The 24,231-nt window shown below is 71.9% G+C and carries 21 protein-coding genes; 13 read left to right on the top strand and 8 right to left on the bottom strand.

Going from position 1 to position 24,231, the window contains the following annotated elements; all coding sequences use genetic code 11:
* Nucleotides 1–9 precede the first annotated feature (9 nt).
* Nucleotides 10–393 carry a DUF6394 family protein gene (locus tag HNQ70_RS12915; RefSeq protein ID WP_183968233.1) on the bottom strand — a complete coding sequence of 128 codons (384 nt, stop codon included), beginning with the start codon at nucleotides 391–393 and terminating at the stop codon, nucleotides 10–12.
* A 76-nt stretch (nucleotides 394–469) separates the two neighbouring features.
* Nucleotides 470–883 carry a thioredoxin gene (trxA, locus tag HNQ70_RS12910; protein ID WP_183968231.1) on the bottom strand — a complete coding sequence of 138 codons (414 nt, stop codon included), beginning with the start codon at nucleotides 881–883 and terminating at the stop codon, nucleotides 470–472.
* A gap of 106 nt (nucleotides 884–989) precedes the next feature.
* On the opposite strand from trxA (HNQ70_RS12910), the gene HNQ70_RS12905 reads away from it, so the two are divergent.
* A complete protein-coding gene (locus tag HNQ70_RS12905) occupies nucleotides 990–2,669 on the top strand; it encodes an acyl-CoA synthetase (protein WP_183968229.1) in 1,680 nt (559 codons plus the stop codon).
* Nucleotides 2,669–3,937: a lytic murein transglycosylase gene (locus HNQ70_RS12900; RefSeq protein ID WP_183968227.1), complete on the top strand. Its 1,269-nt coding sequence runs from the start codon at nucleotides 2,669–2,671 to the stop codon at nucleotides 3,935–3,937. The genes HNQ70_RS12905 and HNQ70_RS12900 overlap by 1 nt, the downstream gene beginning before the upstream one ends.
* Here the strand turns inward: HNQ70_RS12900 and HNQ70_RS12895 are convergent.
* Complete coding sequence (locus HNQ70_RS12895; protein ID WP_183968225.1) at nucleotides 3,903–5,306, bottom strand: amidase; 1,404 nt, start codon at nucleotides 5,304–5,306, stop codon at nucleotides 3,903–3,905. The genes HNQ70_RS12900 and HNQ70_RS12895 overlap by 35 nt on opposite strands.
* Before the next feature lie 61 nt (nucleotides 5,307–5,367).
* Complete coding sequence (locus HNQ70_RS12890; protein WP_183968223.1) at nucleotides 5,368–6,315, bottom strand: SAM-dependent methyltransferase; 948 nt, start codon at nucleotides 6,313–6,315, stop codon at nucleotides 5,368–5,370.
* Between the two features lie 100 nt (nucleotides 6,316–6,415).
* Here HNQ70_RS12890 and trxA (HNQ70_RS12885) point away from each other — a divergent pair, with 100 nt between their 5' ends.
* From trxA (HNQ70_RS12885) to HNQ70_RS12860, 6 genes are all read left to right on the top strand, one after another.
* Entirely contained in the window at nucleotides 6,416–7,255 is an 840-nt protein-coding gene (gene trxA / locus HNQ70_RS12885; protein ID WP_183969092.1) for a thioredoxin, read from the top strand.
* 91 nt (nucleotides 7,256–7,346) lie between these two features.
* On the top strand, nucleotides 7,347–9,182 hold the full coding sequence (gene argS, locus HNQ70_RS12880; protein WP_183968221.1) for an arginine--tRNA ligase: 1,836 nt from the start codon (nucleotides 7,347–7,349) through the stop codon (nucleotides 9,180–9,182).
* Entirely contained in the window at nucleotides 9,182–9,904 is a 723-nt protein-coding gene (locus tag HNQ70_RS12875) for an SPOR domain-containing protein (protein ID WP_183968219.1), read from the top strand. The genes argS and HNQ70_RS12875 overlap by 1 nt, the downstream gene beginning before the upstream one ends.
* Before the next feature lie 12 nt (nucleotides 9,905–9,916).
* The gene (locus HNQ70_RS12870; protein ID WP_183968217.1) at nucleotides 9,917–10,567 is read left to right on the top strand and encodes a thiol:disulfide interchange protein DsbA/DsbL; all 651 of its coding nucleotides are present in this window, start codon (nucleotides 9,917–9,919) and stop codon (nucleotides 10,565–10,567) included.
* Between the two features lie 44 nt (nucleotides 10,568–10,611).
* Nucleotides 10,612–11,451 (top strand): helical backbone metal receptor, encoded by an 840-nt coding sequence (locus tag HNQ70_RS12865; RefSeq protein WP_183968215.1) that lies wholly within the window; start codon nucleotides 10,612–10,614, stop codon nucleotides 11,449–11,451.
* A gap of 62 nt (nucleotides 11,452–11,513) precedes the next feature.
* Nucleotides 11,514–12,620: a septal ring lytic transglycosylase RlpA family protein gene (locus HNQ70_RS12860; protein ID WP_221302804.1), complete on the top strand. Its 1,107-nt coding sequence runs from the start codon at nucleotides 11,514–11,516 to the stop codon at nucleotides 12,618–12,620.
* Between the two features lie 53 nt (nucleotides 12,621–12,673).
* On the opposite strand, the gene rsmI is transcribed toward HNQ70_RS12860, so the two are convergent.
* On the bottom strand, nucleotides 12,674–13,582 hold the full coding sequence (gene rsmI, locus HNQ70_RS12855; RefSeq protein ID WP_183968211.1) for a 16S rRNA (cytidine(1402)-2'-O)-methyltransferase: 909 nt from the start codon (nucleotides 13,580–13,582) through the stop codon (nucleotides 12,674–12,676).
* Here rsmI and HNQ70_RS12850 point away from each other — a divergent pair.
* The 3 genes from HNQ70_RS12850 to HNQ70_RS12840 all read left to right on the top strand — a co-directional run bounded on the left by HNQ70_RS12850 (nucleotide 13,581) and on the right by HNQ70_RS12840 (nucleotide 15,341).
* Nucleotides 13,581–13,955 carry a YraN family protein gene (locus HNQ70_RS12850; protein ID WP_246434955.1) on the top strand — a complete coding sequence of 125 codons (375 nt, stop codon included), beginning with the start codon at nucleotides 13,581–13,583 and terminating at the stop codon, nucleotides 13,953–13,955. The genes rsmI and HNQ70_RS12850 overlap by 2 nt on opposite strands.
* A gap of 106 nt (nucleotides 13,956–14,061) precedes the next feature.
* Nucleotides 14,062–14,655: a phosphoheptose isomerase gene (locus HNQ70_RS12845; RefSeq protein ID WP_183968209.1), complete on the top strand. Its 594-nt coding sequence runs from the start codon at nucleotides 14,062–14,064 to the stop codon at nucleotides 14,653–14,655.
* 38 nt (nucleotides 14,656–14,693) lie between these two features.
* Nucleotides 14,694–15,341, top strand: a complete 648-nt coding sequence (locus HNQ70_RS12840) for a BON domain-containing protein (protein ID WP_183968207.1) — start codon at nucleotides 14,694–14,696, stop codon at nucleotides 15,339–15,341.
* A 62-nt stretch (nucleotides 15,342–15,403) separates the two neighbouring features.
* Here the strand turns inward: HNQ70_RS12840 and HNQ70_RS12835 are convergent, their stop codons facing one another.
* Nucleotides 15,404–15,940, bottom strand: coding sequence for a carboxymuconolactone decarboxylase family protein (locus HNQ70_RS12835; RefSeq protein ID WP_183968205.1), 537 nt, complete (start codon nucleotides 15,938–15,940; stop codon nucleotides 15,404–15,406).
* Between the two features lie 13 nt (nucleotides 15,941–15,953).
* On the bottom strand, nucleotides 15,954–16,637 hold the full coding sequence (locus tag HNQ70_RS12830; protein ID WP_183968203.1) for an SDR family oxidoreductase: 684 nt from the start codon (nucleotides 16,635–16,637) through the stop codon (nucleotides 15,954–15,956).
* 97 nt (nucleotides 16,638–16,734) lie between these two features.
* Between HNQ70_RS12830 and HNQ70_RS12825 the strand changes: the two genes are divergently transcribed.
* Together HNQ70_RS12825 and HNQ70_RS12820 are read left to right on the top strand one after the other, a co-directional pair.
* Nucleotides 16,735–17,661 (top strand): LD-carboxypeptidase, encoded by a 927-nt coding sequence (locus HNQ70_RS12825; protein WP_183968201.1) that lies wholly within the window; start codon nucleotides 16,735–16,737, stop codon nucleotides 17,659–17,661.
* Nucleotides 17,662–17,772: 111 nt separating this feature from the next.
* Entirely contained in the window at nucleotides 17,773–19,869 is a 2,097-nt protein-coding gene (locus tag HNQ70_RS12820) for an acetoacetate--CoA ligase (protein WP_183968193.1), read from the top strand.
* 245 nt (nucleotides 19,870–20,114) lie between these two features.
* On the opposite strand, the gene HNQ70_RS12815 is transcribed toward HNQ70_RS12820, so the two are convergent.
* On the bottom strand, nucleotides 20,115–24,230 hold the full coding sequence (locus HNQ70_RS12815) for a DEAD/DEAH box helicase (protein ID WP_183968191.1): 4,116 nt from the start codon (nucleotides 24,228–24,230) through the stop codon (nucleotides 20,115–20,117).
* Nucleotide 24,231: the final 1 nt, after the last annotated feature.

Raw genomic sequence — 24,231 nt, 5'->3', positions numbered from 1 at the left:
TGCGCAGCATCAGCGGCGCAGCATCAGCGTCTCGCCGATCAGGATCGCCACCGAGATCACGTTCGCGAACAGCGCGCCCGCCGACAGCGAAACCACGCTGGCGGTGACTTCCGGGGTGAAGCCGACCCCGCTCACGTGAACGGCCCAGGCCCACACGCTGGCAGCGATCAGCAGCTGCACGTCGGACACGAGGCTGGTGGAAAGGTGGATGGCGCCAACCTGCGTGCGGTCGCCGAACTTCAGGACGGTGGCGATCAGGTTCACCACGACCGCGGCGAACAGTTCGCCGACGTGATGGTGCGCCGGGTTGTCGATGTCGCCGACCACGAAGCCGAAGTTCAGCGTCGCGGCCAGCACGATGACGAAACCGAAGATCACCTTCTCGAGATTCATGCTGGCTCGCTGTGGCTTGTGGAGGGGTTCGGGCGCCGCGCGCAGCCTGGGAGGCTTGCGCCGGCGCGTGCCGGGGTCACTGCAGTGTGCGGGGTGCCGGCTCTTCGGCGTCGTCCTCTTCGCCGTCGTCCGCCTCGTAGGGGCGCGCACCGCGCCTGACCTCGTCCATGTCCAGCTGCCGCACCTGGCCGAGGATGTCGTCGAGCGCGCCCTTGGGCAGCGCGCCCGCCTGCTGGAACACGATCACCTGCTCGCGGAAGATCATCAGGGTCGGAATCGAACGGATCCCGAAGTGCCCCGCCAGCGCCTGCTCTTCGTCGGTGTTGACCTTGACGAATGCAAGATCCGGGTTCTCTTCGGCGACCTTGTCGAAGATCGGCGCGAAGCTGCGGCAGGGACCGCACCAGGGGGCCCAGAAATCGATGACGACGATGTCGTTGCCGGTGACGGTGGTGTCGAAGTTCTCGGACGTGAGGGCGGTTGCGGTCATGGCTCGGGCTCCTGCGGCGCGGTCGGTCTGCGATGCGCGACGGTTCGTTGACAGGACTATATTGTCCACCAGCCGGCGCAGCCGTGATCGGACCAGGAGATTCGCCATGCCCACCCACCCGAACCCGTACCGCCAGCAGCTCGACCGCAACCCGGCCAACCACGTGCCGCTCACGCCGGTCAGCCTCGTGGAGTGGGCCGCCGACGTCTATCCGGAGCGCTGCGCGGTGGTGCACGGGCCGCTGCGCCGCAGCTGGCGCGAGGTGGCGCAGCGCTCGCGAAGGCTGGCGGGCGCGCTTGCGGCGATGGACATCGGCGAGGGAGACACCGTCGCGGTGATGCTGCCCAACACCCCGCCGATGCTCGAGGCGCATTTCGCGCTGCCGATGACGCGCGCGGTGCTCAACAGCATCAACACGCGGCTGGACGCCGCGATGGTGGCCTTCATCCTCGCGCACTCCGACTCCAAGGTGCTGATCGTCGACCGCGAGTTCTCCGGCGTGGCCGCCGAGGCGCTGGCGCAGCTGCGCGCGCAGGGCCGGCGCCCGCCCTTCGTGGTCGGCGTCGACGACCCGGAGTACGCGGGGCCCGGCGAGCGCATCGGCGACGCGGAGTACGAGGCCTTCGTCGACGGCGGCGATCCGGCCTTCGCGGCCCGCTACCCGGAAGACGAATGGGATGCGATCGGCCTGAACTACACCTCGGGCACCACCGGCAACCCGAAGGGCGTGGTGGTCCACCACCGGGGCGCCTACCTGAACGCGATCGCCAACGTGGTCGCCTGGAACCTGCCCAGGCACCCGGTCTACCTGTGGACGCTGCCGATGTTCCACTGCAACGGCTGGTGCTTCCCGTGGACGCTCGCCGCGGTGGCGGGCACCAGCGTGTGCCTGCGCAAGGTGGACGCGCAGCTGATCTTCGGACTGGTGCGCGAGCACCGCGTCAGCCACTACTGCGGCGCGCCGATCGTGCACAGCACGCTGATCGCCGCGCCCGAGGCGCTGCGCGCAGGAATCGACTGGCCGGTCAAGGCGATGGTGGCCGGCGCCGCGCCGCCGGCCTCGATGATCGAGGGCATGGAACGGATGGGATGGGAGGTCACGCACGTCTACGGACTGACCGAGGTTTACGGCCCGGCGTCGGTGTGCGCGAAGCAGGACGAATGGGACGCGCTGCCGCTGGCCGAGCGCGTGGACAGGAACGGCCGCCAGGGCGTGCGCTACCAGCTGCAGCAGGCGCTCACCGTGATTGACCCGGAGACGATGCGCGAGGTGCCCCGCGACGGCGAGACCATGGGCGAGGTCGTCTTCCGCGGCAACATCGTGATGAAGGGGTACCTGAAGAACACGGCGGCCACCGAGGAGGCCTTCCGCGGCGGCTGGTTCCACACCGGTGACCTCGGCGTGCTGCACCCGGACGGTTACGTGAAGCTCAAGGACCGCGCCAAGGACATCATCATCTCCGGCGGCGAAAACATCAGCTCGATCGAGGTCGAGGACGCGCTCTACAAGCACCCGGCGGTGCTCGCCTGCGCGGTGGTGGCGCGGCCCGACGAGAAGTGGGGCGAGACGCCGCTGGCCTTCGTCGAGGTGAAGCCCGAGCGCATGCCGGCCACGCCGGAGGCCGAGAAGGCGCTTGCGGACGAGCTGATCGAGCATTGCCGCGCGCACCTGGCGCGCTTCAAGTGCCCGCGCGAGGTTCGCTTCGTGGCGGTGCCGACGACCAGCACCGGCAAGGTCCAGAAGCACCTGCTGCGCGCCGAGGTGAAATCGGCGAGCGCGATCTGATGGCGCGCCTCGCTGCCACCCGGCGTGCTGCCGAGCGCGCCGGCCCGAGGGTCGCACTGGCCGCCGTTCTGCTGTCGATGGCATTCCCCGCGCAGGCCGACGACGGCTTCGCTGCCTGCCTCTCCGAGCTGCGTCGCGATGCGCTCGGCAAGGGCATCAGCGCCGCCACCTTCGACGACGGCACCCGCGGCCTCGCGCCGGATCGAAGCGTGCTCGAACTGCTCGACTTCCAGCCCGAGTTCCGCACGCCGATCTGGGACTACCTGGCGGCACTCGTCGACGACGAGCGCATCGCCGACGGCCGCGCGATGCTGGAGCGCTGGCGCGACACCCTGGCCGAGGTCGAGCGGCGCTACGGCGTCGACCCGCAGACCGTGGTGGCGGTATGGGGCGTGGAAAGCGACTTCGGCCGGTCGTTCGGCAGCCGGCCGCTGCTGACATCGCTGGCAACGCTGTCCTGTTACGGCCGCCGGCAGGGCTTCTTTCGTGGCGAGTTCGTCGCCACGCTGCGCATCGTGCAGGAGGGGCACGTGCCGGCCGAGCAGCTGGTCGGCTCGTGGGCCGGGGCCTTCGGCCACACGCAGTTCATGCCCTCGACCTTCCAGCGCCTCGCGGTGGACTTCGACGGCGACGGCCGCCGCGACATCGTCGGCAGCGTGCCTGACGCGCTCGCGTCGACGGCCAATTTCCTGCGCCGCGCCGGCTGGCGCACCGGCGAGCCCTGGGGCTGGGAGGTGCGCCTGCCGGCGGGCTTCGACGCATCGCTGGCCGGTCGGCGCAGCAAGCGCGCGCTGTCGGAGTGGGCCGCGCTCGGCGTGCGCCCGGTCGCCGCGCCCGGGCCCGCCGCCGCGCCCGCGGCCGGGCTTGCTGACCCGCAGGCGCGCGCCGCGGTGCTGCTGCCGGCCGGGCCCGCAGGGCCCGCATTCCTGGTGCTTCGCAACTTCGACGCGGTCTACTCCTACAACGCGGCCGAGAGCTACGCGCTGGCGATCGCGCACCTGGCCGACCGGCTGCGCGGCGGCGCTCCGTTCGCGGCGGCCTGGCCGACCGACGACCCCGGCCTGTCGCGCGCGCAGCGGCGCGAGCTGCAGGCGCTGCTGGCGGAACGCGGCCATGACATCGGGCCGGTCGACGGGATGATCGGGGCGCGTTCTCGCGAGGCGATCCGGGCCGAGGAGCTGCGGCTCGGACGTGCGCCGAGCGGCCGCGCGGGGCTCGGCATCCTGGAGGCGCTCAGACCGGCGGGCGCCGCAGGTGCCAGTCGGTGACCTGCTGGAACGCGTGCCCGGCGCGCAGCAGCAGCGCCTCCTCCAGGTGGCGGCCCGCCAGCTGGAACCCGACCGGCAGGCCCTGCGGCGTGAACCCGCCGGGCAGCGTGATCGTGGGGCTGCCGGACATGTCGAAGGGCGCGGTGAAGCGCAGCAGGTCGTCCACGCCGCCGGGGCGGCGCCGGTTCGTCGCGAGCCAGTCCAGCGACGGGTTCGCGAAGGGCTGCACCGGCACCAGCAGCAGGTCGACTTCTCGATACAGCCGCCGCAGCGCGCCTGCGAACTCCAGCCGGCGGTGCTGCAGCGCCATCAGTTCGAGCGCGTCCGTCCGGTGGCCCAGTTCCAGCAGCGCGGCCAGCCCCTGGCCATAGTCCCCGGCGCGCGACGGATAGGTCGCGCGGTGTGCGACGGCGGCTTCGACCGCGCACAGCATCGTCCAGCCGCGGTACATGTCGGCGGTCGAGGGCGGCATCGACACCGCGACGGTGCGCGCGCCCAGGGTCTCGAGCACGCGGCGCGCCTCCTCGAGCACTGCCGAGGTCTGCGCGTCGCTCGCGTCATGGCAGTAGGACGCGTCGACGCCGATGCGCAGCCCCGCGATCCCGCCGCCGAGCGCATCGAGGTAGTCGGGAACCGGCGCGTCCAGGCTGGTCGGATCCAGCGGGTCGGCCCCCGCGATGGCGCCCAGCATCGCGGCAGCATCCTCGGCCGAGCGCGTCATCGGGCCGACGTGGTCCAGGCTGTCGGCCAGCGGCAGCACGCCGTGCCGGCTGACGCGTCCCCAGGTCGGCTTCAGGCCGGTGATGCCGTTGGCGCCGCTCGGGAACCGGATCGACCCGCCGGTGTCGGTGCCGATCGCGCCGAAGCACAGGCCTGCCGCGGTGGCGACGCCGGAGCCGCTCGAAGAATTCCCCGGCCAGTGCGCCGCGTTCCAGGGGTTGAGCGGCGCCGGGTAGTCCGGGTGGTGCTGGCTGTAGGCGCCTTCGGTCATGTGCAGCTTGCCCAGCATCACCGCACCGGCCTCGAACAGCCTGCGCACGACGGTCGCGTCCTCCGCGGGCACGTTTGCGGCCAGCACCCGCGTGCCCCAGGTGGTCCGCACGCCGCGCGTCCCGCAGAGGTCCTTCAGGCCAATCGGCACGCCGTGCATCGGGCCGCGCCAGTCGCCGCGCGCGATCTCCGCCTCGGCCCGGCCGGCCTGCTCCAGCGCGCGCTCCGGGGTGACGGTGAGGTAGCTGCGCAGCGCGGGGTCGAGCCGCTCGATGCGCTCGAGCATCGCGCGGGTGACCTCGACCGGCGACAGAGTGCGCTGGCGGTAGGCGGCGGCGAGATCGACAATGCCGGTGAAGGGCAGTTCGGGCGTGACCATGGGCGAGCCTCCTCGCGGTTCGGGGCGATCCTGCAAGGCTACACGGGCAGGGCGCCCCGGGTTAGCGGGCCGGCTCCCTGGCTGCCGACCAGGGCCTCACCGAGGTCCCGTCGTTCAGCTGGCCGGCCATCCGATCCCCATCGACGAGACCATTGAAACGCAGCGTGCGGCCGTCGAGCGCGACCTCGAACCAGAGCCGGCGGCCGGCGAGGCTTCCGGCACCGTCGGCGGATACGGCGGACACGGCGCCATCCGCGGCCGTCTTCGCGCCATCGACGCGCAAAGGCGCCGCCGACTCGCCGGCAGGAGCTCGCCGGTCCGGCGTCGCCTGCACCGCCACCGAAAAGTCCTGGAAGCGCTGGCGGAAGTTCAGGCTCAGCGCCTGCGCCCGGTCGGCGCCGTCGGTGGTCTCCATGCGCCAGCCGCCTGCGATCCTCGCCGGGATCACCCACAGGTGCAGCGTGCTCTGCTGCAGCGGGCCCACGGGCTTGTCGGGCGCCGGCACGGTGACGCTGCGGTCCGGGCGCCAGTCGCCCATGTCCCAGTCGTGCGAAACCACCCGGGCTCCGGGCGCCAGGGTTTCGAGCAGCCGCGGGCGCAGCGCCAGGTTGACGTCGGGCAGCAGGTACAGGGTGACCACGCTGGCGCCGGAGAGGTCGGTGTCGAACAGGTCCTGCGTCAGGAAGCGGGTCCGGTCGGCGGCGCCGGCCGCCGCGGCGTCCAGCCGCGCCTGTTCGACCAGGCGGGGAACGATCTCGACGCCCAGGCCGTGCGTGCCGAAGCGCCTGGCCGCGGCGATCACGATCCGGCCGTCGCCGGAGCCCAGGTCGACCAGGCGGTCGTCCGGTCCGACCTCGGCCAGCTCGAGGATCGCATCGACCACCGGCGCGGGCGTGCGCACGAAGGGCACGTCCTCGAGCGCGGCGGCCGGAAGGTGCAGGGCGGCCGCCAGCAGCGCGCCGGCGGCGCGCAGGAGGAGGCAGGGGGTCTTTCGCTTCGAAGGGCTCATGCCGTGCGGTTCCAGGGGACAGGGGCCCGATTCTCGCCGAAGCGGCCGGCGCTCATGGCACCATTGCATCCGAGCGAACCGCCCCGAACTGAGTGAAATGATCGACACAACCATCGAACGATTCCAGGCCGACGTCATCGACGCGTCGACGCAGGTCCCCGTGCTGGTCGACTTCTGGGCGCCCTGGTGCGGCCCCTGCAAGTCGCTCGGGCCCATGCTCGAGAAGCTCGAGACGCAGTACAACGGCCGCTTCAAGCTGGTGAAGGTCAACACCGACGAGCAGCAGGAGCTGGCCCAGCACTTCCAGATCCGCTCCATCCCCACCGTCTTCGCGGTGGTCGACGGGCAGCCGGTGGACCAGTTCCAGGGCGCGCTGCCGGAGGGGCAGCTGCGCGAGTTCATCGACCGGCTGATGCCCAATCCGGCCGACATCGAGCTGGACGAGGCCTTCCGCGCGATGCAGGCCGGCGACCGTGACAAGGCCGTCGAGCACCTGAAGAAGGCGCTGCTGCTGGACCCCGCCAGCGACGGCGCGCGGCTGATGTACGCGGAGCTGCTGGCCGACGAGGATCCTGCGGCGGCCAAGGCGCATCTGGAAGGGCTGTCGCCGGCGGCGCGCCAGGACCCGCATGCGCAGGCTCTGGAGACCCGGATCAATGCGCTGCTCGAGGAGAACGCGCTGCCGCCGACGCCCGAGCTGGAGGCGCGCATCGTGGCCAACCCCGGTGATCTGGAGGCGCGGCTCGAACTCGCGCAGCACTGCATCGCGCACAAGGCCTGGGAGCCTGCGCTGGAGCAGCTGATCGAGATCGTCCGCCGCGACCGCGCGTTCGGCGAGGACATTGGCCGCAAGACAATGCTGCAGGTGTTCGACCTGGCGGCCGCGCAGCCGCAGCTGGTTGCCGCCTGGCGGCGGCGGCTGAGCTCGGTGCTGTTCTGACCCTGGGCGTGGCCGGGCGGCCGGCGCTGCCGTCCCGGTCCGCAGGTCCCGGGCTCCGGCGGAGCGGCGGAAGTCCGTACAATCCCGGTCCATGTTACCCGAGCAAAAGCAACTCCTCGCCGGCTGGTTCCGCGATGCGGCCGCCGCACTGATCCACGCCCGTGCGGGCGAACTGGGCGATCTCGGCCTCGCGATCCCCGACATCGAGCTCGACCGCCCCAAGCAGGCAGCGCACGGCGACCTCGCCTGCAACCTCGCGCTGCAGCTGGCCAAGCCCCTGCGGATGAACCCGAGGCAGGTGGCCGAGGCCCTGGTCGAGCGCGTCCGCGCCTTCGACGCGGCTGCGTCGGCGCCCGCGGGCGAGCTCGGCATCGAAGCCGGCGCGCCGATGATCGAGGCGCTCGAGATCGCAGGTCCGGGCTTCGTCAACATCAGGCTCACCGCGCCCGCCAAGCTCGCCGTGGTGGCCGCGGTCTGCCGCGAGCGCGAGGCCTTCGGCGCCAGCGCGCGCGGCGCTGGCCGGCACGTCATGGTGGAGTTCGTGTCCGCCAATCCCACCGGCCCGCTGCACGTCGGGCACGGCCGGCAGGGCGCGCTCGGCGACGCGCTCGCCTCGCTGCTGGCGGTCAACGGCTGGCAGGTGTCCCGCGAGTTCTACTACAACGACGCCGGCGCCCAGATCGCGAACCTTGCGCTGTCGGTGCAGGCGCGGGCGCGCGGCATCGAGCCCGGCGACGAGCGCTTCCCCGCGGATGGTTATCGCGGCGACTACATCGCCGAGATCGCCGCCGATTACATGGCCGGCAGGACGGTGTCCGCCGAACGCATCGAGCCGGTCACTGCCGCGGCCGACGCCGACGACCTCGACGCGATCCGGCGCTTCGCCGTCGCCTATCTGCGCAACGAGCAGGATCGCGATCTGCAGGCCTTCGGCGTGCGCTTCGACAACTATTTCCTGGAGTCCTCCGTGTACGAGGACGGCCGCGTGGAATCGGTCGTCGGCGCCCTGGTCGCGGCCGGCCGGACCTACGAGCACGAGGGCGCGCTCTGGCTGCGCACCACCGACTACGGTGACGACAAGGACCGCGTCATGCGCAAGTCCGGGGGCGGGTACACCTACTTCGTCCCGGACGTCGCCTATCACCTCGGCAAGTGGGAGCGCGGCTTCGCCAAGGCGATCAACGTGCAGGGCTCCGACCACCACGGCACCATGGCGCGGGTGCGCGCCGGCCTGCAGGCGCTGGGCGCGGGCATTCCGGAGGGCTACCCGGACTACGTGCTGCACAAGATGGTCACGGTGATGAAGGGCGGCGAGGAGGTGAAGATATCCAAGCGCGCCGGCGCCTACGTGACCCTGCGCGACCTGATCGAATGGAGCGGCGGCGCCGATCCGGAGCAGGCGATCCGGCGTGGCCGCGACGCGGTCCGGTTCTTCCTGATCTCCCGCAAGGCGGACACCGAGTTCGTCTTCGACGTCGACCTCGCGCTGGCCCAGACCGACGAAAACCCGGTCTACTACATCCAGTACGCGCATGCGCGCATCTGCTCGGTGCTGGCCCAGTCCAAGGCGCAGGGCGGCCCGGGTGAACACGAGATCGGCGCACTGCTCGACGACGCGATCGCCTCGCCCGAAGGCGCTGGCGCGCTGCTTGCGCCGCTCGCGCTGTCGCGCGAGTTCGCGCTCGCCGCGCGGCTGGCGCAGTACCCGGAGCTGCTCTCCGACGCCTGCGAGGAGCTCGCGCCGCATGCGGTGGCCTTCTACCTGAAGGACCTCGCCGCGGACTTCCATGGTTACTACAACGCGGAGCGCTTCCTCGTCGAGGACGCGGCGCTGCGCAACGCGCGGCTCGCGCTGCTGCTGGCTGCGCGGCAGGTGCTGCGCAACGGTCTTGCGCTGATCGGCGTGTCTGCTCCCGAGAGGATGTGATGGCGCGTTCCACCAAAGGGGACCGGACTCCGCAGAGCCGGACGGACAACGCGGCGCGCAGCCGGCGGCCGCGTTCCGCGGTGCGCGGCGGCACCGTCCTGGGGTTCATGATCGGCCTGGTGATCGGGCTCGCGATCGCGGTCGTGGTTGCGCTCTTCGTCACGCGGGCCCCGGTGCCGTTCGTGAACAAGGCGGGTCGCGCTCCGGACAAGGTGCTTCAGCCCCGCACTCCCGCCGATGCGCCGGACCCCAACGCGCCGCTCTACTCGAAGAACCTGCCTTCGCCTCCGCCCCAGCCCCAGGAGACGCGCGGCGCACCCGCGCCGCGCGACGAAGGCGGCGGCATCCTGGAGCGCCTGTTCGGGCGCGGAGCCGAGTCGGAGCCCGGTGACGCCGATGCCGGCGCCGCTCCGGTCGTGGCCTCGCGTCCTGCCGCTGCGCCGCCGGCGGAGCCGAAAGCGGCCCGGCCGACCGCCGACGCCCCGACCGGCAGCGGCTACCTGCTGCAGGCGGGTGCCTTCAGGGGCCGCGATGATGCCGAAGGCATGCGCGCGAAGCTGGCCCTGCTCGGTCTCGAGGGCCGCGTGCTCGACGCCGAGGTCAACGGACAGCCGATGTACCGCGTTCGGATAGGACCGTTCGCGCAACTCGACGAATTGAACAACGCACGGGCACGGCTGGCCGAGAACGGAATCGAGGCCTCGGTCGTGCGCCAGCGATGACCGGAGCCACGAATGACTGAACCCAAAGACCTCGCCACCCGGCGCTTCCTGAAGACGATCGCCGGGGGCGCGGTCGCGCTCGTGGCGTCGCCGCTGCTGGCGCAGCAGAAGGCGGCCGAGTTCCGGGCGGTGAATCCGCCCCAGCCCACCGACGCTCCAGGCAAGGTCGAGGTGCTCGAGTTCTTCTGGTACGGCTGCCCGCACTGCAACTCGCTCGAGCCGATGCTCAAGGACTGGGCCGCCAAGCTTCCCGCGGATGTCTCGTTCCGCAAGATCCACGTCGGTCTCGGCCCCTCCTGGGTGCCGCACCAGCAGCTCTTCTACACGCTCGAATCCATGGGCAAGGCCGACAGCCTCGGGTCCGTGGTGTTCAACGCGATCCACGTCGAGCGCAACATGCTTTCGCGCCCGGAGGCCATGGCCGACCTGCTCGCGAAGCACGGCGTCGATCGCAAGCTGTTCACCGACACCTATCAGTCCTTCGCAGTGCGCACGCGCATGCGCAAGGCCTCCGCGGTGGCCGAGGCTTACGGGCTCGACGGCGTGCCGGCCTTCGGGGTCAACGGCAAGTGGTTCACATCGCCCTCGATGGCCGGCGGCAATGCGCAGGCGCTGCGCGTGCTGGAGCAACTGATCGAACGCGAGCGCAGGGGCGCGCGCTGACGTTGGCATCGGCGGCATCGGCGGCATCGGCGGCATCGGCGGCGATGGGCGAGGCGCCCAGACTGCTCGACGCGGCGGGCCAGGAGCACCGGCCCTTCCGCGGTGAAGCGCGCATCGTGTCGCTGGTGCCCAGCCTCACCGAGCTCGCGTGCGCGCTGGGCCTGGCCGGCAGCCTGGTGGGGCGCACCGGTTTCTGCATCCATCCGCGCGACACGGTGCGCAGCATTCCGAAGGTCGGCGGCACCAAGGACGTCGACCTGGCGCGCGTCATGGCGCTGGCGCCTACGCACCTGCTGGTCAACGTCGACGAGAACGAGAAGCCGGCGGTGGACGCACTGCGCCCGCACGTGGGCAGCGTCGTAGTCACCCACCCGATCGAGGTGGAGGACAACATCGGGCTCTATCGCCTGTTCGGCGGCATCTTCGGTTGCGAAGGGCGCGCTGGCGAGCTCGAGGCCCGGCTGCGGACCGTGCTGGCAGCGGCACGCGCGCAGGCGCACGCGCCGCTGCGGGTGCTCTACCTGATCTGGAGCAATCCCTGGATGACCGTGGGACCTGAAACCTACATAGCCCGCATGCTCGCCGAGGTGGGACTGCATGCGGTGGCGCCCGAGTCGCCTGCGCGCTATCCGCAGGTCGATCTCGACGGCTTCGGCGCGGAGCGCTTCGACGCGGTGCTGCTGTCCACCGAGCCCTACCGGTTCACCGAGGAGCATTGCCGCGCGCTGCGCGCCGATCCGCGCCTGGCCGGCCGGCCCGTCTGCCTGATCGACGGCGAGATGACCTCCTGGTACGGATCCCGCGCCATCGACGGCCTCGATTACCTCCGTGCCTTCCGCCGCGAGCTCGATCTGGCGCGTGCCGCCGAGGGCTTGCCGACGTGATCGGAGCGCGCAGTGGAGGGCGTGCCGACATGGCCGGGCTGCGCCGGCGCGGGCGTGCAGACATGGCAAGCCTGCTCCGCACCGCCGGGCGGGCGCGCGGCGCCGTCCTGCTCGGGCTGGCGCTGCTGGTCGGTGCGTGCGCGTCGCCCGGGCCGGGCGGGTCGCCGTCACCTGCGCCCCGCGGTGGCGGCTACTACCAGGACGACGGTCCCGGCGCGGGCGCACCAGTCGACCTGGACGCGATCCCCGACGCGGTGCCCAGGGCCGAGCCGCTGCTCGCGCGGGCGAACCGTCCGTACGAAGTCTTCGGCAGGCGCTACGTGCCAATGACGCGACTCGAGCCATATCGCAGCCGCGGCGCTGCGTCCTGGTATGGACGCAAGTACCACGGGCGCCAGACGTCCAGTGGCGAGGTCTACGACATGTACGGCATGACTGCGGCGCATCCCACGCTGCCGTTGCCGAGCTACGTGCGCGTCACCCACCAGGGCAACGGCCGCAGCGTGGTGGTGCGGGTCAACGACCGCGGCCCCTTCCTGAACGATCGGGTGATCGACCTCTCCTGGACTGCGGCCGCCAAGCTGGGCTTCGTCCAGGCCGGCAGCGCCGAGGTGGAGGTGGAACTGCTGGGCGCCGTCGAGGTTCCCGCTGCAGTGGCGGCGAACTCAGCGAACTCAGCGAACGCCAGCCCGGTGCTGGCTGGCGGCAGCGCCCTCGATGGGCCTCCGCTCATCACGATGTCGCCCGTCGCTGCGCCTGCCCCTGACGTGCAGGCACCCGCCGCGTTCTCGCAGCCGCCTTCGAGGGCAGTGCCCGGCGCCTCCGCAGCAAGCGCAGCGCCAGCGGCGTCAGCAGCAACTGCAACGCCCGCTGTGCCAGCAGCGCCCGCAGCGCCCGCTGTGCCAGCAGCGCCCGCAGCGCCCGCCGCTGCCGGCGGTCCCGGCCTCTTCCTCCAGTTCGGCGCGCTGACCTCGCTGGACGGCGCCCAGGCGATGCGCGAGCGCATCGGACGCGAGTTCGGCTGGCTTGCGCAACGGCTGCAGGTGCGCGCCGACGGCGGGCTCTTCAAGGTGGATGCCGGGCCGTGGGCGGGCCGCGACGAGGCGCTGGCCGCAGCCGAGCGCATCCGGCATTCGAGCGTCTTCAGGCCTTTCCCGGTGGCACGCTGAACCCAGGCCCGGTACGGCCGCGCTTCGTCGCCGCACTCCGGGCTGAAGCCTGCCTAGTCGTCCCGGGGCTCGTCCTCGGGCGGCGGCGTTTCGGCAGCCTCGGCGCGCAGCGACAGCGCCTTCGCGTAGAGCTCCCGATGCGGCAGCCCGGTGAGTTCCTGGGCGAGTTTCACTGCGCGGCTGGCCGGCAGGTCCTGGAGCAGCCGTGCCAGCAGCTTCTGCGCATCGATGGCGGAGGCGCCGTCGCCCGCCTCGGCGGCCTCCTCGGGGGTGCGCCGGTCGATCGCGATGACGAACTCGCCGCGCGTGCGCTCCGGCCTGGCGGCAAGCCACGCGGGCGCCTGTCCGGCAGGCCCGCGCCAGACCTCCTCGAAGGTCTTGGTCAGCTCGCGCCCGATGGCCAGCAGCCGGGTTTCGCCGTAGTGCCCGGCGAGCGCGGCGAGGGTGGCCGCGATCCGGTGCGGCGCCTCGTAGAGCACCAGCAGCGCTCCAGCGGCGTCGGCGGCGCCGGCCGCGGTTGCGAGACGGGCGTCGCGGTTCTTCGGGCGGGCAGGCAGGAAACCCTCGAACAGGAAGGGCGCCTCAGACAGGCCGGCGGCGCTGAGCAGCGCGATCACCGCGCTTGGGCCCGGGATGGGCTCGACGACGAAGCCCGCCTCGTGCGCTGCCGCGACGATCAGGTTGCCGGGGTCGCTCACCGCCGGCGTGCCGGCATCGCTGACCAGCGCCACCGCGCGGCCGGCGCGCAGGTGCTCCAGCACCGATTCAGCCGCAGCGCGCTGGTTGTGCTCGTGGGCGGCCATCGTTTTCGCCCCCGAGCCGACATGGCGCAGCAGGACCCGTGTGACCCGCGTGTCTTCCGCCGCCACCACGTCGACCGTCCGCAGGGTCTCGGCCGCCCTCGGGCTTAGGTCGGACAGGTTCCCGATCGGCGTCGCCACTACATACAATCGATTCGTCATGCGCTCCCTTCCGATGCCGCCTGGCGCGTCGGCGCGCCAGCTTGCCGGCTACGCCGCCGAGCAGCGCGCCCTCGATTATCTGTCGGCGCGCGGCCTGCGGCTGCTCGCGCGCAATTACCGGGTCCGCGTCGGCGAGCTCGACCTCGTCATGGCCGACGGCGCCGACATTGTCTTCGTGGAGGTGCGCCGGCGATCGAGCATCGGCTGGGGCGGTGCCGCCGCCAGCGTCACCCCGCAAAAGCAGGCGCGGGTGCGGCGGGCCGCGCAGACCTTCCTTGCCGATCGCTGGGGCGCTCGCCGCTGGCCGCCGATGCGCTTCGACGTCGTCGCCATCGAGGGCGAGCGCCTGGACTGGATCCGGGCGGCGTTCTGAACTGGGCGCCCCGACACAGCCTCGGTACCGCCAGGGCATGCCTGCCGCGGAGCCCGTCACGCGGATGACCCGGGCTCGTCATCGACGACGGCTATAATCGTTCGCAATGAGCCTCATTGCCCGGATCACCCGCCATTTTGAAGAGAGCGCGCAGCTCAAGCTCGCGGCCGTGGAAGGTCTTGCCGGGCCGGTTTCGGACGCGATCGACCTGCTCGTTTCAGTGCTGGCCAGCGATCGCAAGATCCTCGCCTGCGGCAACGGCGGATCGGCGGGCGATGCCCAGCACTTCGCCGCCGAGCTGATCGGCCGCTTCGAGCGCGAGCGCCCGGAGCTCGCCGCACTGGCGCTCACCACCGACAGCTCCATCCTCACGGCCGTCGCCAACGACTACAGCTTCGAGGAGGTCTTCGCCAGGCAGGTGCGGGGCCTCGGGCAGACGGGCGACGCCCTGCTGGCCATCTCCACCAGCGGCAATTCGCCGAACGTGATCGCTGCAATCCAGGCTGCGCACGAGCGACAGATGCACGTGGTCGCCCTCACCGGAAAGGGCGGCGGGCGCATCGCCTCGCTGCTCGCAGAGGACGACGTGCACCTGTGCGTTCCGCACGATCGCACCGCACGCATCCAGGAAGTGCACCTGCTGATCATCCACTGCCTGTGCGACGGCATCGACGCCATCCTGCTCGGCGAGCAGGAATGAGTCGTGCCCGCACGGGCGCCATGGCACGAGGGGGATTCATGAAGTTCAATCGCGCAATGTCCGCGCTGTCGCGGGCCGCTGTCGTCGGCTCGCTGGTCGGTTCCACGCTGGCACTCTCGGGGTGCTTCACGCTGGCGGCCACCGGCGTTGTGGTCGGCGCAATGGCGGCGAACGATCGCCGCACCATCGGCGCCCAGACCGAGGACACCGGAATCGAGGTCAAGGCGGCCGCACAGCTGCGCCAGCAGCTGCCCGACGCCGGCGGGATCGGCGTCACCAGCTTCAACCGCAAGGTGCTGCTCACCGGCCAGGTGCTCGACGAACGTTCGCGCACCGAAGCCGCGGCCATCGTCGGCCGGCTCGACAACGTGCGCTCGGTGCACAACGAACTGCAGGTCGCGGGCCGCGTGTCGCTTGGCACCTCGGCGGCGGACACCTCGATCACCGCACGGGTCAAGACCATGCTGATCGAGGCGCGCGACATCCAGGCCACCACCATCAAGGTGGTGACCGAGGCCGGCGTGGTCTACCTGATGGGCATCGTCACGCGCCCCGAGGGCGATCGCGCCGCCCAGGTGGCGAGCCGCGTGTCCGGCGTGCAGCGCGTGGTCACGGTGTTCGAGTACGTGACTGCGGACGAGCTCGCGCGCATCGAGCGGGTGAGCCGGGAAGGCGGCCAGAAGTAAGCAGGCGACGGGCGCAGCGGCTGCGCCCGTCGCCACGCGTTCCCGCCGGCTGCGCGGTGCCTCTATCCGGGCGTCACTCCCAGCGCCACCAGGAAGCGCGAAACCATGTTGTAGGCGGCGATCACGCCGACCAGTTCCACGGTCTGCTGCTCGCCGAGCTGGTCGCGAACCGCGGCGAAGGTGCCGTCCTCCACCCGGATGCTGCGCGTCATCTCCACGGTGAGCGCCAGCGCGGCGCGCTCGGTCGCGTCGAACAGCGCGGTGTTGCCGCTCGCGCGCTCCGGATCGCGCATCGCGTCCAGCTGAGCCTGCGTGCCGCCCGCCGCCAGGTACACCGGCGCGTGATGCACGAACTCGTACTCCGCGCCGTTGAGCACCGCCACCACGCACATCGCGAGCTCGCGCAGCTTCGGGTCGAGCGCCAGGCCGCTGCGCACCTCGCCCAGGAAAGCGTTCCAGCCGGACGCCAACGCCGGGCTGTGCAGCAGCATCCGGTCGAGCTCCAGCAGCGCGCCGCCGCGACGCGCGCGGATCGCCGAAACCAGCGCCGCGGGTTCGGCGAGGTTGGCGGGGAGATAGGGGATTCGCGGTGCGTTCATCGGCACGCTCCGCTCAGGTTGCCCAGCCGCCAGCGAACGGGATGCTCTGTCCCGCGAAGAAGCTCACCTCCGAGGAGGCCAGGAACACCGCGAACATCGCGTCCTCCTGCGCCGTGGCCAGTCTGCCGAGCGGCACCTCGCGCCTGAGCCGCTCCTGGAACGCGGGCAGCGCCTGGACCTCCGGCCCGTAGTACATCGGGTTCTCGACGAAGTTCTGGGCGATGAGGTTGACGTGGACGTTGTCGGGCGCCACCTCGGTGCCCACCGCGCGCACCCACGAGGCCTGGGCGCCGCGCGCGGCGCTGTAGACGGACGTGCGCTTCTGGCCCCGGAAGGCGGTGGCGCTGCCCATCACCACGATCTTGCCGGCGCGCCGCTTCGTCATCTGCGGCAGCACGGCGCGCGCGATGCCGGGCAGGGGGTCGACGATGTGCGCGAACACGTGCCGCCACTCCTCGTCGGTGACGTCGGCGACCCGCGAGGTGGGCGCGGGAACGCCGAGGTTGGCGATCACCACGTCGACCTCGCCCGCGGCGCGCACCGCGGCCTCGCCGGCAGCGATGCTGCCCAGCGTCGTCTTGTCGGCGATCACCTGCGCACCGTGCGCGGCGAAGACCTCGCACAGCACCGGGCCCATGAAGTCGTCCGCCTGGGTGACCAGCACGCGTTTGCCGGCGAGGCTGTCTCCGATTCTCATGCCCTGTTCCTTCGTCCGATGGGGTGCCCGCGCCGCGGGCGCACTGCCCGGGGCCGCGGCAGTGCGGCACGCGCGGGCCCTGTGGCAGACTTCAGCCATGAACGATACAGCGGCCCGGCCCACGCCCGTCTACCTTGTCTCGCCTTCGGGCGCGCTGGCGCCGGATGCGCCAGTGGAGCGGGCCCTCGAGAACCTGCGCCGCGCCGGCTTTGCGCCGAAGATGGACCGCGCGGCGCTCAGGCGCCGGCAGCGTTTCGCTGGCAGCGACGACGATCGTGTCGCCGCCATCGGGCGCGCCGCCGCGCAGGACGCCGAAATCGTGATGGTCACCCGCGGCGGATACGGGCTCACGCGCATCCTGCCGCGGCTGGACTTCAAGGCGCTGGCGCGCGCGCGCAAGCGCTGGGTGGGGCTGTCCGACTTCACCGCCTTCCAGCTCGCGATGCTCGCGAAGGCCAAGGCGGCCACCTGGTCGGGGCCGAGCCTGATCGCCGACTTCGGCGCCGAGCGCTTCGAGGATCTTGACGAGATCACCGTCGGCACCTTCCAGGACGCGATGTCGGGCGCGCTGGAGATCGTCGGCTTCCGCTGCGGCGGGCCCTCCGGAGTGGAGGCGCGCGGCACGCTCTGGGGCGGCAACCTCGCGATCGTCTGCGGCCTGCTGGGCACGCCCTGGTTCCCCAAGGTGGACGGCGGCATCCTGTTCGTCGAGGACATCAACGAGCATCCCTATCGCATCGAGCGCATGCTCACCCAGCTGCTGCACGCCGGGGTGATCGACCGCCAGAAGGCGGTGCTGCTGGGCCACTTCAACGGCTACCGGCTCTCAGAAGCGGATGCGGGCTTCGACATGCCCGCGGTGGTGAAGTGGCTGCGCACGCAGACCCGCACGCCCATCCTCACCGGGCTGCCCTTTGGCCATGCCAGTCCGAAGCTCACGCTGCCGCACGGCGCCGAGGTGGCGCTGGCGGTGGAGGGGCGCACCTGCTACCTGATCCTCGACGAGCACCACCACCACGACTGAACGACCAGGATGTCCCGGACGCGGCGGGCGCAATCCGTCGAAGCGCGCGGGCGGCGAAGCGCTCCCGCCGCGCGGTCTGCCGGTCGACAAACCCCACGCCCAGAAGCCGCCATGACCGAAGTCCTCCGCCCCCTCTGGACCCCGAGCCCCGAGCGCCTCGCGCGCGCCGGCATCACCCGCTACCGGCGCTGGCTGGCCGACACCCACGGCCGCAGCTTCGACGACTACGAGTCGCTGTGGGAGTGGTCGGTGGCGGACCCCGAGGGTTTCTGGGCCAGCATCTGGGACTTCGGCGGCGTGAAGTCGCACTCGCCGTACGCGCGCGTGCTCGGCAACGCGGAGATGCCGCACGCGCAGTGGTTCGAGGGCGCAACGCTCAACTACGCCGAGCACCTGCTCGCGCATGCGCAGCGGCCCGACGCGGCCGCGCACCCGGCGATCGTGTTCCGCGACGAGGCGGGCGCGCGCGCCGAGCTCTCGTGGGCGCAGCTGGCCGCGCAGGCGGGCGCGCTGGCCGCCACGCTGCGGCGGCTGGGCGTGCGCCGCGGCGACCGCGTGGCGGCCTACCTGCCCAACATCCCCGAGACCGTGGTTGCGCTGCTGGCAGTGACCAGCGTGGGCGCGGTGTGGTCGAGCAGCTCGCCCGACATGGGCGCGGCCAGCGTGCTCGACCGCTACCGGCAGATCGAGCCGAAGGCGCTGATCGCGGTCGACGGCTACCGCTACGGCGGCAAGGCCTACGACCGGCGCGACAGCGTGCGCGAGCTGGTCGAGAACCTGCCGAGCGTCGAGCAGGTGATTCTGGTGCCGCGGCTCGATCCGACGCTGCGGATGCAGGCGATCGAATGCGCGGCGGCCGCGTCGCCAGCGCAGGACGGATGCGCAGTCGCGGCGGGCGGTGGCGCAGCGGCTCCGGGCACGGCCGCGCGCCGCGTGCCGGTGACGACCTACCAGGACGCCATCGCGCACGCCGCAGCCCCCGAATTCGACGCCGTGCCCTTCGACCACCCGCTGTGGATCGTCTACTCGTCGGGCACCACCGGCATGCCCAAGCCGATCGTTCACGGCCACGGCGGCACCGTGGTCGAGACGCTCAAGAGCCGGCTGCTGTCGCTGGATCTCGGCCCCGAGGACCGCACCTTCTGGTTCACGTCCACCAACTGGATCATGTGGAACTTCCTGGTGTCCTGCCTGATGACCGGCAGCACCATCCTGCAGTTCGACGGCAATCCCGGCTGGCCGGACCTGGACCCGCTGTGGCGCTTCGCCGCCGACGAGCGCGCCACCTTCTTCGGCACCAGCCCGGCCTTCATCTCGCTGAACATGAAGGCCGACACGAAGCCGCGCGAGCGCTTCGACCTCTCCGCGCTGCGCACGCTGGGCTGCACCGGCTCGCCGCTCACCGAGGAGGGCTACCGCTGGGTCTACGAGAACGTGCATCCGGACATCCTGCTGGCGGCGATCTCCGGCGGCACCGATCCGGGCACGGCCTTCCTGGACGCCAGCCCGATGCTGCCGGTGTACGCCGGCGAGATGCAGTGCCGCAGCCTGGGCGTCGCGGTGTACGCGTACGACGACGCGGGCCAGCCGGTGTACGGCAAGGTGGGCGAGCTGGTCTGCGCGAAGGCGATTCCGTCGATGCCGCTGTACTTCTGGAACGACCCCGACGGCCGCCGCTACTTCGAGAGCTACTTCGACACCTTCCCCGGCCCGCCCAATGTCTGGCGCCACGGCGACTGGCTCGAGCTGCGCCGCCGGCCGGAGTCGGTCACCGGAATCATCTACGGCCGCTCCGACTCCACCATCAACCGGCACGGCATCCGCATGGGCACCAGCGAGCTGTACCGGGTGGTGGAAGACTTCCCCGAAGTGCTCGACTCGCTGGTGATCGACCTCGAGTACCTGGGCCGGCCCTCGTTCATGGCGCTGTTCGTGGTGCTGCGCCACCCCTCCAACGGGCTGCCCGAAGCGCTGAAGAAGGCGATGCTGGACGCGATCCGCACCCGCTGCTCGGCGCGCCACGTGCCCGACGACGTCTTCGTCATCCCGGAAGTGCCGCGCACCATCTCGGGCAAGAAGATGGAGGTGCCGGTGAAGAAGATCCTGCTGGGGCAGCCGGTGGAGAAGGCGGCCAACCGCGACTCGATGGGCAACCCGGGGTCGCTGGACTGGTTCGTGGAATTCGCGCGCAGCCGCACGAGTCGATGAAGCGGACAGAGCTCACATCGATGGCCGCATTCGCTGGCAGCGTGTCCCTGGCATCGGGCCTTCCACGAGGAGATGCTCGTGCCACATTCCATCGATGTCACGGGTCGAGCGCGTGATCGCTCCGGTCGGGCACGGATGGGACAGTTTCTTCATCGATGGTCCGATGCCGGCGGACGACTTCATGGACTCCCGTCGATGATCCGCTTGCTGATCCACCCCCCGCAACCGCCCTCGCCAGGCCTGGCTCAGTCTCCGCGAATCAGCGCGATCAGCGCCGCGGTGTCCGGCGCGGCGGTCGCCTCCGTGCCTTCGAGGATGCCGTCGGCCAGCGCGCGCTTGTCGTGGTGCAGCCGGGCGATCCGTTCCTCGATGCTGCCCGCGGTGACCAGCCGGTAGACGGTCACCGGCCGCGACTGGCCGATCCGGTGTGCCCGGCCACTGGCCTGGTCCTCGGCGGCCGGATTCCACCAGGGGTCGGTGATGATCACGTAGTCGGCGGCGGTCAGGTTCAGGCCGAAGCCGCCGGCCTTCAGACTGATCAGGAACAGGTCGCCGTCGCCGGCCTGGAACGCGGCGATCCGGCGCGCGCGTTCGGCGGCCGGCGTGGCGCCGTCCAGGTACTGGTGGCGCAGCCCCTGTGCGTCGGCCGCTGCGCGCAAGAGCCCGAGGAAGTCGACGAACTGGCTGAAGACCAGCGCCTTGTGCCCATTGGCGACGATCTCCGCGGCCAGTTCAGCGAAGGCATCGACCTTCGCGCCGACGAGTCCCAGCTCCGGATGCACCAGCCGGGGGTCGCAGGCCGCGCGCCGCAGCCGCGTCAGCTGCGCCAGTACGTGGAACTGCCGCTGTGCCGGAGCCGCCCCTGCCACGGCCTGCATCGCCGCGGCCAGCGCCTCGCGGCGCAGCGACTCGTAATGTGCCGCCTCCCGCGTGCCAGGCGTCACCGCCAGCGTCATCTCGGTGCGCGGCGGCAGGTCATCGAGCACCTGGGTCTTGGTCCGCCGCAGCACGAACGGCGCGATCATACGGCGCAGGGTGCGCTGCGCGCGCAGGTCGCGGTCGCGCTCGATCGGCCGGACGAAGCGCTGCGTGAAGCGGTCCGCGCTGCCCAGCAGCCCGGGGTTCGCGAAGCCCATGATCGACCAGAGTTCGCCGAGCCGGTTCTCGATCGGCGTGCCGGACAGTGCGATGCGAAACCCCGCGGGCACGGACATCACTGCCTGGGTGCGCTTGGCAGCGGCGTTCTTGATCGACTGCGCCTCGTCGGCGACCAGCGTCGCCCAGCCGCAGCCCGCAAAGCGCTCGATGTTCTGCTGCAGCAGCGTGTACGAGACGACGACGAGGTCCATCGCGCGGACCGTCGAGAGGTCCAATGCCTGCGACCATGCGTGCACCCGCAGCGACGGCGCGAAGCGCCGGGTCTCGTCGAGCCAGTTCGAGCACACCGAGGTCGGAGCCACCACCAGTGCCGGGCCGAGGGCCGCGCGGGCCAGCAGCACCGCGAGCGATTGCAGCGTCTTGCCCAGGCCCATGTCGTCCGCCAGGCAGGCGCCGAAGCCCGCCGCCGCGCGCTGCATCAGCCAGGTGAAGCCCTCGCGCTGGTAGGGGCGGAGCTCCGCCTGCAGCGTCGGGGGGAGCGCCGGGTCGATCGTCATCGAGGCCTGCAGCGCGGCGAGCTTCCGGCCGAGCGCGCCGTCGCCATCGACCGACGCGCCGGCCAGCGCGCCCTCGAGCCAGCCGGCAGTGGGCGCGGGCGCACGCAGGGTGCCGCCGCGCGTGCGGTCGGCGACCGCCGAGAGGTCCTCGACCTGCTGGCGCAGCCGGTCCGACAGCGCCAGCCAGCGCCCGCCGTCGAGCGGCACGTAGCGGCTGCGGTGCTGGCCGACCAGCTCGATCAGCTTCGACAGCGCCACGACCTCGTTCTCGTCGATCCGCAGGCCGCCCGACAGCGCGAACCAGCCCCGCTCCTCGTCGACCTTGACCCGCAGCTGCTCGCTGACGGCCTGCAGCACCTGGATCGAACGTCCCTTCGGCCAGTCGACCCCGGCGATCGCCTCGAGCGCGCCGAGCCGCTCGACCAGCGCCAGCGCCTCGCGCGGTTCGATCACGTCCCACTCGGGCGCCTCGTCCGCGTCGGCCGGCGGCTCCAGGAACGCGAAGGTCTCCAGCACCGCTGCGAGCGCCGAGCGCTCGTCGGCGAGCCTGCGCTCGCAGGCGCGCAGCCGGCCGTCGACCGGTGCGAACACGTCCTCGCGCCCCGCGCCCGGCGCGAGCCGCGGCCCGGCCGGCCCCAGCGGCGCGGCGACCAGTCGCAGCCGCAGCCCGGCCGTGAGCGGCGACAGTTCCGCGCGCAGCTTCGCCTCGGCGTCGCTGCGCAGCGCGGCCTGCGCCGATCCCGCCTTCATCCTGAAGTGCGCTGAAAGTACCGGCAGCACCGCCTGCAGTTCAGGCAGCGCCTCGGCGGGCACCCGCAGCCCCGATTCCGCCAGCTCCACCACGCGGCGGTGCGCCGGCGTCATCCGGATCAGCCGCGCCGACGCTTCTCCGGTCCGCTCGACCAGGATCGGCAGCCACTGGCCCCCGTCGCTCCGGCGCATCGCCGCCCCGATGTCGGGGACGAATTCCAGACGCCACGCGCCGTCTTCCTGGACCAGCTGCACTTCGGGCGCCTCGTCGGTGATGCCGAGCAGCTGGTCCGGCGCATCCTCGAAGGCCACCCGCGGATGACCGGCCAGTCCCGCCGCGGCTTCCTCGGGATCCAGGACGAGACTCTTTCCCCCGAAGCTGCGCAGCTCGCGGATGGCCCGCGCGATCCGCGAATCCCAGGGGTCCAGCGTCCCGGACTTGGCAAGCCGGGACAGCGCGACCGGCCTGGGCTTGCCCCAGCCGCGCGCGCCGCGCTTGCGCTCGGCCGGCACGATCCCGCGCAGCCGCCCGTGGCCATCGACGTCCATCAGCCAGAGCAGCTGGGTCTCGGCTGCGGTCGTCTGGGCCTGTGGCGCCGCGTTGCCGAGTGCCGCGATGGCGGACAGTGCCTCGCGCCAGCGTTCGCCGCCGCTGGTCGCGAAGAACGGCGTCGCCGGCGCCTCGCCGGCGAGCACACGGTCGGCGGCCTCGACCTGCGCAAGCAGCCAGTGGAACCCGCAGGCAGCCAGCCGCTTGCGCAGCGCCTCGCTGCTGCCGGGATCGGCGTGCGCGCCGCCGCCGGCGAAGGCCCAGGCCTGCAGCATCCGGCGCTCCACCGATTCGAGCGACAGCACGGTGCGACCGCCATCCGGCGGCCGAAGGAAGTCCGCACGCGCCGGGCGGTCGCCCAGCCGGATGTCGGCCGCATGGACCCAGGGGCCCCAGGGCGCGTGCAATTGCGGCGCGCGCGTGCCGGACTCGGCTGCGCAGAACTTGCGCGCCGCGACGATCCGGCCCGTATCGCGGCTTGCGAACAGGCACATCGGATAGAGCCAGGCAATATTGCCGGGCAGCACACCCTTGCGCTGCCCCGTCGACTTGCGCAGTGCGGCGAGCGTCGCCTCGAAGCCCGCGATTGCCTCGTCCCAGCGCCCGCGGACCGCATCGGCCGAGGCACGCACCACGCCCAGCTGCTCGCCCGCCATGGTGGCGATCGTCGCGAGCGCCGCGTCCGGCTCGCCGCGCAGGATCTGCGTCTCGGCGACCATGGCCCGCAGCACCAGCGCATCCGGCCCGATACCGCGCGCCTCCATTGCGTCGCGCGCCGCCAGGAACACCGGGGTCGCGCCGGGGTCAAGGACCACCAGCCCGTAGGACAGCGTCGCGCTCATCATCCGGGCGGAGAGCACCGGGTTCGCCCGCGCGATCAGCTCCGGATCGAAGCCTTCGAGCATCAGCGCCCGGGTGATTTCGTCCCAATCGAAGCGGGCACCGGCGAAGCGCTCGAGCGCCTGCCAGGCGTCCATCGGCTCGCCGCCGTAGAACAGCATCCGCGCCGCGGTCACCAGCGGCGCCGACGAGCTCAACCATCCCCCATGCGTGCCGAGCCGCACTCCGTCCACGTCCAGCACCGCTCTGCGCCACTCCGGATGGTCCGGAAGTAGCAGCGCTTCGCGCGCGAGGCGGACCCGGTGTTCGTCGGCGCAGCGCCAGCCTGCGGCGTCGCGGACGACGAGACCGCGCTCGGCCAGCGCTGCCAGCCCCTCGTCGGTGTCGACACCGGTGAACTGGCGCCCGCTGGGCATCCGCGCCCCGGCGGCGCGCAGCACGCCGACCAGCCATGTGCGGTGCCTGGGGGTCCAGGCCAGTGCGAGGGCGCGCAGCAGCGGCGACCAGGGGTCCGTAGCAAGCGGCCCGGCAGCAGCCCCCGGGCCGAAGAGATCGTCATGCGGCATA

Origin of the sequence: Quisquiliibacterium transsilvanicum, from assembly GCF_014202215.1 — a bacterium.
GTDB classification, from domain to species: Bacteria; Pseudomonadota; Gammaproteobacteria; order Burkholderiales; family Burkholderiaceae_E; genus Quisquiliibacterium; species Quisquiliibacterium transsilvanicum.
This window is presented reverse-complemented; position numbering and strand designations above follow the sequence as displayed.